This window comes from Komagataeibacter xylinus NBRC 15237 (assembly GCF_001571345.1).
Taxonomy (GTDB): domain Bacteria; phylum Pseudomonadota; class Alphaproteobacteria; order Acetobacterales; family Acetobacteraceae; genus Komagataeibacter; species Komagataeibacter xylinus.
In genome coordinates this window covers 1-1,361 of sequence record NZ_BCTP01000123.1, presented here as the reverse complement: position 1 = coordinate 1,361, position 1,361 = coordinate 1, and the positions used below count along the sequence as shown (strand labels likewise).

Below are 1,361 nucleotides of genomic sequence, written 5' to 3'. Positions count from 1 at the left end.
CGCCTCGTTCTCGACATGCGGCATCGCTATTTAATTTCCGTATATCGGACATAAAGCGGGCGGACAGTTTTCAATCTTCTTTCTCTTTTATTCTCTATGTCTGTCGGCTATCATCAATTCGAATGCTCTGTGAGAAGCCACCGAGCAGATTAGATGAGTAGCCAGGTGGCCGAGAAAGATACTGATCTTGAGCTGAAATTCGACGGGGCCCCAGTGCAGAAATTGCACGGCGCTCCGGCGGAGGCAGTGATCGCCTCGCTCAATGCTCTCCAACGTATGGTCTATATCATTGGGATGAGTGCCGAGGGGCGTGCCCTGAGCGAGCGCTTGAAGCCTACCGTCAAGGTGAAGCGCGAGTATGCAGTCGTGTGTCGCGCGCCTCGAAAGGGAAGTCATATTCAGCCTTTTGCTGTCGCCTCGCAGGCAGGAGAGATGAGTAGTTCCTCTTTTGCTGCTCGAGAGAAGCTGCTTGCAACCTTGCGAGCCTTCGATAGTGGTGAGGATGCACGGCTTAAGTCTGTGGTTCCAAATGCTCGCGAGCGTTGGTTCTTAGCCAAAGCAGCGACCGGCTTACTTCCACCTGAAGATAGCGGGCTGGAAATCATGATCCGTGCAGGTGCACGCGGTCCCTTTGCATTCAAGGCTGATCGCGCACGAACTCTTCTGAGTGCATATGATACTCCCCGACCACCGGCTATCGAAGAGGAGACCGTCGTGGGGAGGCTCCGGGCTATCGACTACCAACAGACAATTATGACAATCAAACCGGGGTCAGACCCTGCACTTCGCATGGACTATCCGCTCCCGTTAGAAAACTGGCTTCAAACCAACGTCCGCAAACGACTCAAAATTAGTGGCCGTCCTAAGAGCAATGCTCGCGGTGATCTAAGTTCGTTCGACGTGATTTATAACATTGTGGAACTCGAGCCGCATCTGCAATCCATTGACCGCTTCACATCGGGCGACAAAGTCTTCATGACAAATCGTCCCATAAGCTTGCCTGTAACTGTTTATTGGGCCGATCGACTGTTCGGTTTCGTGGATACTCACCTGGGCATCGATGTCGTCGTTGATGACCTATCCGAACTTCGCACGGCTGTACTGTCGGAGCTTGATCTAGTTTGGCGGCAGTACGCTCAAGCCGACGATGACGAGCTCGATGAGGAGGCGCTTGAGGTTAAGCGACACCTGCTCCTGCGTTTTGGATCCCTTGACTAATGACAAGAGATCGAAAGGACATTGACGCCTCTTTGAAACGCAAAGGCTTCGAGCGTGATGATGGCGATCATCACTATTACATCTACCACAATCTTGCTGGTCGAAAAACGATGAAGAAGACCAAGATGAGTATGGGAAAGTCG

The 1,361-nt window shown here is 52.1% G+C and carries 1 protein-coding gene; it reads left to right on the top strand.

Going from position 1 to position 1,361, the window contains the following annotated elements; all coding sequences use genetic code 11:
- The first annotated feature begins 153 nt into the window (after positions 1 to 153).
- Complete coding sequence (locus tag GXY01S_RS16680) at positions 154 to 1,218, top strand: hypothetical protein (RefSeq protein WP_061276887.1); 1,065 nt, start codon at positions 154 to 156, stop codon at positions 1,216 to 1,218.
- Positions 1,219 to 1,361 lie beyond the last annotated feature (143 nt).

Excerpts from the sequence above, each read along its gene's own strand:
- GXY01S_RS16680 (WP_061276887.1), top strand. The coding sequence starts at position 154 with ATGAGTAGCCAGGTGGCCGAGAAAGATACTGATCTTGAGCTGAAATTC.